The 8,058-nt window shown below is 62.8% G+C and carries 4 protein-coding genes; 2 read left to right on the forward strand and 2 right to left on the reverse strand.

The genetic code is table 11. The features are described from left to right. Positions 1 to 664: 664 nt before the first annotated feature. Positions 665 to 1,792, reverse strand: coding sequence for a glutamine-hydrolyzing carbamoyl-phosphate synthase small subunit (gene carA / locus Q0J54_RS11620; RefSeq protein ID WP_296305894.1), 1,128 nt, complete (start codon positions 1,790 to 1,792; stop codon positions 665 to 667). Between the two features lie 3 nt (positions 1,793 to 1,795). After that, on the reverse strand, positions 1,796 to 5,038 hold the full coding sequence (gene carB / locus Q0J54_RS11625) for a carbamoyl-phosphate synthase large subunit (RefSeq protein ID WP_296305895.1): 3,243 nt from the start codon (positions 5,036 to 5,038) through the stop codon (positions 1,796 to 1,798). Between the two features lie 300 nt (positions 5,039 to 5,338). On the opposite strand from carB, the gene pyk reads away from it, so the two are divergent. Beyond that, a complete protein-coding gene (gene pyk, locus Q0J54_RS11630) occupies positions 5,339 to 6,757 on the forward strand; it encodes a pyruvate kinase (RefSeq protein WP_296305896.1) in 1,419 nt (472 codons plus the stop codon). Positions 6,758 to 6,759: 2 nt separating this feature from the next. Beyond that, positions 6,760 to 7,794, forward strand: coding sequence for an HD domain-containing phosphohydrolase (locus Q0J54_RS11635; RefSeq protein ID WP_296305897.1), 1,035 nt, complete (start codon positions 6,760 to 6,762; stop codon positions 7,792 to 7,794). The last annotated feature ends 264 nt before the right edge of the window (positions 7,795 to 8,058 follow it).

Here is an 8,058-nt window from a genome sequence, read left to right on the forward strand (position 1 = left end):
CAAGACCGCCTTCGGCGGCAAATGGCCGGATGAGATCTTCCCGGACCTTGCGCCGGACTACCTCCCCCCGAAGCTCTGATCTCCGTTCAGTCCCCCCAGATACACGACCGGGCCCCGGCATCCGCCAGGGCCCGGCCGTTTGCTTTTGGCATCCTCGTTCCCTTGCGGGCCGGTTAGCGTATGTTCCGTTTGAAAGACTTTGCGCTTCAAACCATACGGCTGTCGTTTCGCGGAAAAACCGCAGTTTTTCCGCTCACTTCCGGCCGGGCGGCGCTGTGCTGCCGCCTCGCGTTTCACCTTTTCAAAGGTGAAACGCTCTAGAACGGATTCGCATTGAAATTGTGCCAATTTCCATGCTGACGCTGCCCTCACACTACGGAAAAAGCGTGGTTTTTCCGTGTGTTCGGTTGCGGGTAGTCGCTCTCGCGACTACCAGAGCAATCCACATTTTCAATGTGGAATTGCTCTAACCTGTTTGACGAGCTGCTTCCATTTTCAAGTGTGCGAAACTTTCTGTACGTTATCCTTCTGCGCTATTCCTCGTTTTCGCCGCGACCGCCGTGACCCGGGGACATGCTTTCCGGCGACGATACGAAAAGGGGGAAGCCCGGCGGCTTCCCCTGTGATCCGTCGTCATCGGCGACGCCGCGACGCCGCGGGCCGTCTAGGCTACCGCATCGCGCGTCATCTCGAAGAAGCGCGTGAAGAGGTAGCGCCCGTCGTGGGGCCCGGCGGCGGCTTCAGGATGATACTGCACGCTCATAACCGGCAGGGTCTTGTGGCGCAGCCCTTCCAGCGTCTGGTCGTTGAGGTTGATATGCGTGGCTTCCACATCGTCCAGCCCGTCGAGCACCACATGGAAGCCGTGGTTCTGCGAGGAGATCTCGATGCGGCCGGTGGTCAGATCCTTCACCGGATGGTTGCAGCCGTGGTGGCCGAACTTGAGCTTGCCCGTGCTGCCGCCCAGGGCGTGGCCGATGAGCTGGTGGCCGAGGCAGATGCCCGTCACCGGGAAGTGCTTGATGAGCTCGCGGATATTCTCGATCTCCGCCGTCAGGGTCGCCGGGTCGCCGGGCCCGTTGGACAGGAAGATGCCCCTGGCCCCGCTGGCTTTGGCCTGCTCCGCCGTGAAGGAGGGCGGCACCGCCAGCACCTCGAAGCCCACTTCGGCCAGCAGGCGGAGGATGTTCCACTTCACGCCGAAGTCGTAGACCAGCAGCGGCAGGCCCGTTCCCTTCCAGGCATAGGCGCCGCGCACGTCGAAGCTCGCTTCCTCCATGCGGTCATTTTCGAGGATATAAGGCTTTCTGGCGCAGACATAGGGCACGAGGTTCTGGCCCTGCATGGGCGGCAGGGCCCTGGCCTTGGCCTGAAGGGAGGCGGCGTCAAGGTCGCGCGTGGAGATGATGCCGCGCATGGCCCCGTTGAGGCGCAGATGACGGGTCAGAGCACGCGTGTCGATGCCTTCCATGCCCGGCACGCCCCATTGCTTGAGGAAGTCCGGCAGGGACTTGGTGGCGCGCCAGTTGGAAGGCTGCTTGCAGCATTCCTTGACCAGCAGGGCACGCATGTGGATACGCGGAGATTCCATATCCCGGGCATTGATGCCGTAATTGCCGATGAGCGGATAGGTCATGCAGACCATCTGCCCGTAATAGGAAGGATCGGTGAGGACTTCCTGATAGCCGGTCATGCCGGTGTTGAAGATCACTTCCCCGCCGGTCTCAAAGTCGCCGGTGAAGGATCTGCCTTGCAGACAAAAGCCGTCTTCGAGCACAAGTAATGCTTTCATTTCCTAACTCCGGGCGTCGCGGGCATAATATTCCTGAAGGCTTGCCACATGGATGCCGTCGCTCCGCTTGCCGATGGCCGTGGCAGTGGCCCTGGCTCCGGCCACTGTGGTGCAGTAGGGCACGCCGTAGGTGACGGCCGCGTGACGGATGGACTTGGAGTCACGCGCCGTGTTCTTGCCGGAAGCCGTATTGACCACCAGGGCGATCTCATTGTTGACGATGCGGTCGACGATATGCGGGCGGCCTTCGTACACCTTGCGGACTTCCTCCACTTCCAGGCCGTGCTCGCGCAGCAGCTTGGCCGTGCCGCGCGTGGCCAGCAGATGGAAGCCCAGGTCGGCGAACATGGCCGCCACTTCGGGCAGCAGGGGTTTGTCGCGGTCATTGACCGACAGAAAGACGTTGCCGCCCTGCGGCAGGGACTGGCCCGCGCCAAGCTGGCTTTTCATGAAGGCATCGGGGAAGTTGTCGCCCATGCCCATGACCTCGCCGGTGGAGTGCATCTCCGGCCCGAGGATGATGTCCACCCCCGGGAAACGCTGGAAGGGCAACACGGCCTCCTTGACGCAGGTGAAGCCGCCGCGGCGCATGCTCCAGGGGTCGAGTTCCTCCAGCGTCTTGCCCAGCATGACCTGGGTGGCCAGATAGGGCAGCGGCACGCCGGTGGCCTTGGAGACGAAGGGCGCCGTACGCGAGGCGCGGGGGTTCACTTCCAGGATGTAGACGTCATCTCCCTTGATGGCGAACTGGATGTTCATAAGGCCCACCACCTTGAGCTCGCGGGCCAGCGCCTCGGCCTGCGCCGCGATGAGGGCCACATGGTCGTAGGAGAGCGAGAAGGGCGGCAGCACGCAGGCCGAGTCCCCGGAGTGGATGCCCGCTTCCTCGATATGCTCCATGATGCCCGCCACGTAGACGTCGCTGCCGTCGGAGAGGGCGTCCACGTCCACTTCCACGGCGTGCTCGAGGAACTTGTCGATGAGGATGGGGTGCTCCGGCTTTTCGGGGACCTGGGCGGCAAAGTATTCGCCCAGCTCTTCCTTGTCGTACACCACGGCCATGGCCCGGCCGCCCAGCACATAGCTGGGCCGCACCACCACGGGATAGCTGATGCGCTCGGCCACTTCCAGCGCCTCGTCGAGACTCATGGCCGTCCCGTTCGGCGGCTGGAGCAGGCCCAGCTTCTCGATGAGAGCCTGGAAGCGTTCGCGGTCCTCGGCGCGGTCGATGGCGTCGGGCGAAGTGCCGAGAATGGGCACACCGGCGCGCATGAGCGGCACGGCCAGGTTGAGCGGCGTCTGACCGCCGAACTGCACGATGACGCCCTCGGGCTTTTCCTTTTCGATGATGTTCATCACATCTTCAAAGGTCAGCGGCTCGAAATACAGGCGGTCGGAGGTGTCGTAGTCCGTGGAGACGGTCTCGGGGTTGGAGTTGACCATGATGGCCATGACGCCCGCATCCCGCAGGGCGAAGGAGGCATGACAGCAGCAGTAGTCGAATTCGATGCCCTGTCCGATACGGTTGGGCCCGCCGCCGAGGATGATGACCTTGCGACAGTCGCGGGAGTCCAGCTCCTCGCCGGATTCGTAGGTGGAGTAGTAGTAGGGCGTATAGGCCTCGAATTCCGCGGCGCAGGTATCCACCAGGTAGAAGGTGGGAACGATGTCCATTTCCTTGCGCAGACGACGGATGTCCGACTCGGGACGTTTCCACATCTCGGCAAGCTGACGGTCGGAGAAGCCGTATTCCTTGGCTTCGCGCAGCAGGGGAGCCAGATCGGGATTGGCCGTGGTCATGTCGTTGGCCAGGCCGAAATCACGGATGCGGTTCTCCATGTCCACGATGTCGCGCACCTGCCGGATGAACCAGGGGTCGATGGCCGAGGCTTCGTGGATGTCTTCCTCGCTGATGCCGGCCAGCAGGGCCCGGCGCAGGTCGAAGATGCGGCGGGAATGCGGCTTGCGAAGACCGGCGAGGATGGCGTCCCGATCCGGCAGCTCGGCGCGGAAGTTGTAGCCCAGACCGGGCGCGCCGATCTCCATGGAGCGCAGCCCCTTCTGGAGAGCTTCCTTGAAGGTGCGGCCGATGCTCATGGCCTCGCCCACGCTCTTCATGGAGGTGGTCAGCTCGTCCTTGGCGCCGGGGAACTTCTCGAAGGTGAAACGCGGGATCTTCACCACACAGTAGTCGATGGCCGGTTCGAAGCTGGCCGCCGTCTCGCGGGTGATGTCGTTGCGCAGTTCGTCCAGCGTATAGCCCACGGCCAGCTTGGCCGCGATCTTGGCGATGGGGAAGCCCGTCGCCTTGGAGGCCAGCGCCGAGGAGCGCGAGACGCGCGGGTTCATCTCGATGACCACCATGTCGCCGTTGCGCGGATTGATGCCGAATTGCACGTTGCTGCCGCCGGTCTCCACGCCAATCTCCCGCATGATGGCCAGGGAGGCGTCGCGCATCTTCTGATACTCGTCATCGGTGAGCGTCTGAGCCGGGGCCACGGTGATGGAGTCGCCGGTATGCACGCCCATGGGGTCGAGGTTCTCGATGGAGCAGACGATGACGCAATTGTCGTTGCGGTCCCGCATGACTTCCATCTCGTACTCTTTCCAGCCAAGCACGCTCTGCTCGATCATAACCTCGGATGTGGGGCTGGCCGCCAGGCCGCGCCCGGCCACTTCCTCCAGATCGGCCATGTTGTAGGCCACGCCGCCGCCGGTGCCGCCGAGCGTGAAGGCCGGCCGCACGATGAGCGGGAAGGGGAGCACATCGCCCAGACGGCGCACATCGTCCATATTGCGGGCGATGCCGCTGGCGGGTACGGTCAGACCGATATTCTCCATTGCCTGCCGGAAGAGCTCGCGGCTTTCGGCCTTTTCGATGACATCGGCCTTGGCGCCGATGAGCTCCACGCCGTACTCCGCCAAAACGCCGCTCCGGGCAAGCCCCAGCGCGGCATTGAGCGCCGTCTGGCCGCCGAGGGTGGGCAAAAGGGCATCCGGCCGTTCCTTACGGATGATGGCCGTCAGCGTGTGCTGTTCGATAGGTTCGACATAGGTGGCGTCGGCCATGTTCGGGTCGGTCATAATGGTAGCCGGGTTGGAATTGACCAGCACCACCTGGTAGCCTTCCTCTTTCAGCGCCTTGACGGCCTGCGATCCCGAATAGTCGAACTCGCAGCCCTGACCAATGATGATCGGCCCGGCCCCGATGACCATGATTTTGTGTAGATCCGTGCGTTTGGGCATTGGATTTTCCTATGGGGTTGGACGTACGGCAGGGGGATTCCCCGGCCCTCACCGAACGGCTTGCTCCGTCACCTGCTCCGGCATGCAAGTTTCATCCGGTCAAAACGATTTCTTTTAGCTCCTTCCCCCTCCCGCGTCAAGCCGCGTCACGCCGCGTCCGCGCCACCCCTGCGGAGCGCCCGTGGCCGAACGGCGGGCCTGCGGGCCCTGTGATCCGCGTCGGCCGCCTTGACATCATGGGCAAAAGCCAAGATAGTTCATCCAACGTTTTTCAGCGCCCGACAGGGCCGGGGAGGCAGAGTGAGGACAAAAATCGTAGCGACCATCGGTCCGGCTTCCAATACGCGGGAGCGCCTGAAGGAACTGGCGCAGGCTGGGGTGAGCATTTTTCGCCTCAACTTTTCCCACGGCGGGGCCGCGGACTTCGTGGACATCATCGGCCATATCCGGGCCATCGAGGCGGAACTGGGCCTCCCCCTCACCATCATGCAGGATCTTTCCGGCCCCAAGATCCGCCTGGGCGTCGTCAGGGAAAAAACCATACAGGTCAGCAAGGGCATGCGCCTGCTGCTGGGCCCGACGGACAGCTATACGAGCGAGCTGCCGTATCTTCCCTTCGATCACGAAATCATCCTGCAAAGCCTCGACACGGGCGACCGTCTGGTACTGGCCGACGGCGGCCTGCAATTCGTGGTGGAGGAACGCCGCCCGGACGGCCTTGTGGTGCTGGCGGCGGACAACAGCGGCATCGTCACCTCCCGCAAGGGGCTGGCCCTGCCCGGCAAGGCGACGCGGGTCCGCGCCCTCACGGACAAGGACAAGCGGGATCTCAACGACGGCCTGAAGCTGGGTGTGGACGCCGTCGCCATCTCCTATGTGCAGACGGCTGACGACGTGATGGAGGCCAAGGAGATCATCGCCGCTTCCGGGCGCAACATTCCTGTGGTGGTCAAGCTGGAGCGTCAGGGAGCGGTGGAGAATCTGGACGCCATCCTTGCCGCCACCGATGCCGTCATGGTGGCCCGTGGCGACCTTGGCGTGGAATGTCCGCTGCCGCAGCTGCCGGCCCTGCAAAAACACATCATCGCCGCCTGCAACCGTCTGGCAAAGCCGGTCATCGTGGCCACACAGATGCTGCTCTCCATGGTCAACAGCCCCGCGCCCACCCGGGCGGAGACCACGGACGTGGCCAATGCCGTCCTGGACGGCGCGGATTGCGTCATGCTCTCGGAAGAGACGGCTATGGGCAACTTTCCCGTGGAAACGGTGCGTTACATGCGCCGCATCACCGACGAGGCCGAAAAGCTCCTGCTTGAGGACCGCCGTACCGAATCCCCGGATACGGCAAGGGACATCTCGAGCTTTCTGGCCTATTCAGCCTGCCTGCTTGCCCAGCGGGCGTCGGCCCAGGCCATCGTGGCCCACAGCGTCAGCGGCGCTTCGGCCCGCCTCATTGCCGCCCACCGGCCCGCGCAGCCGGTCTACGCCCTGACGCCCGACCCCGTGTCCTTCAAGGCCCTCAATTTCTCCTGGGGCATCCATCCGGTGCTTGTCAGCCAGCCTGATACGGAAACAAGCCACCTGCGGCGCGCACAGCAGTTCATCCGCGACAGTGCGGCCATCACCCCCGGTCAGTGCGCCGTCATCACGGCAGGGCAGCGTACCGGCTCTGCCTCCACCCCCCGCGGGACCAACCTTGTCAAAATTTACTGGAAGTAGTTATGGCTGCCCAAAAACGCGACGTTCCCCAGAATATCAATGAAGAATACTACCAGATCAGCAGCGAGATCCTGTCCAGCTTTCCCAAATATCGGCCGCCGGTCGATCTCTTCACCTTCCGCGAGGACATTTGTGTGCTTGCGCCCTACTGCCGCAAGGGCGATCGCCTGACCAACGCTCAGGTGGAAGAGCTGGCCAAACTCTGCGCGGAAGGCTCGCTGTTCGTGTCCCGCTCGGACCACCCCATCTATTCGCGCCATATCGTCAAACAGCTTGACCTCGTCCTGCAGGACCGCAACCTCAAGGAAGCGGAGATCGTGGACATCTGCATCCGCGCGCTGGTCATGCGCTATTCGGAGTTTTACGCCCAGCCGGTCAAGCTGCTCTTTGAGCCGCTGTATCGCGATCTCATGGTCGTCACCGAATACATTTTTGCGGACAAGCACCGCATCGCCGGTTTCGTGCGCCGCCTCTTCCGCGTGCATGACCCCGCCCGGCATGCCCTCAACAGCCTCAACGTGGGCCTCTGGCTCTGGATGCAGAGCGTCAGCGAAATGCGCCGCAAGGACCTGGACAAGGTGGCGCTGGCCCTGCTGCTGCACGATATCGGCATGAGCAAGGTCCCGGCCTTCGTAGTCAACAAAAAAGGTCCCCTCAAGCAGGAAGAGCGGGACAAGGTCGTCCAGCACCCGATTCTCGGCGTCAAGATCATGCAAAAAATGGACATTTCCTTTGAGGAGCTGATCCGCGCCTGTTTCGAGCACCACGAACGCCTGGACAGCAGCGGCTACCCGCAGCACGAACCCGGCAGCCGCATCAGCCGCATCGGCCGCCTCACCGCCGTGGTGGATTCCTTCTCGGCCATGATCATGGACAAGCCCTACGGCACCAAGCGCGAACCTGTCGATGCCGCGCGTGAACTGGCGCAGGACAACCGCTACGAACCCGATTTCACCAAACCGCTCATGGCGGCCTTTGCCGCCCAGAACTTCGGCCAGCTCATCGATATGGACAGCAATCTGGAAGTTCCCGAATAGCTCCTTGCCTGCCCGCAACGTCAGCCCCGGTCCCTTCATGGGGACCGGGGCTTTTTGTATGCAGGCGTCGGGCATCCTTCGCGAGGCAGGGCCGCCAACAGCCGACGCCAAGGCCAGAGCGTTTGCCGTTGAAAAAATTATGGCTCTTGACTAGATAGTGTCGTCAAACTAAAAGTATGTTATAATCTCTTCACTTACAATGAGGAGAGACCATATGGCGGCACATCGGAGGCATGATATTTCCGACAAGGTGTGGGCAAACAT

The organism is uncultured Desulfovibrio sp. (assembly GCF_944324935.1).
In the GTDB taxonomy this organism is placed as follows: domain Bacteria; phylum Desulfobacterota; class Desulfovibrionia; order Desulfovibrionales; family Desulfovibrionaceae; genus Desulfovibrio.

Excerpts from the sequence above, each read along its gene's own strand:
- carB (WP_296305895.1), bottom strand. The coding sequence starts at position 5,038 with ATGCCCAAACGCACGGATCTACACAAAATCATGGTCATCGGGGCCGGG.
- carA (WP_296305894.1), bottom strand. The coding sequence starts at position 1,792 with ATGAAAGCATTACTTGTGCTCGAAGACGGCTTTTGTCTGCAAGGCAGA.
- Q0J54_RS11635 (WP_296305897.1), top strand. The coding sequence starts at position 6,760 with ATGGCTGCCCAAAAACGCGACGTTCCCCAGAATATCAATGAAGAATAC.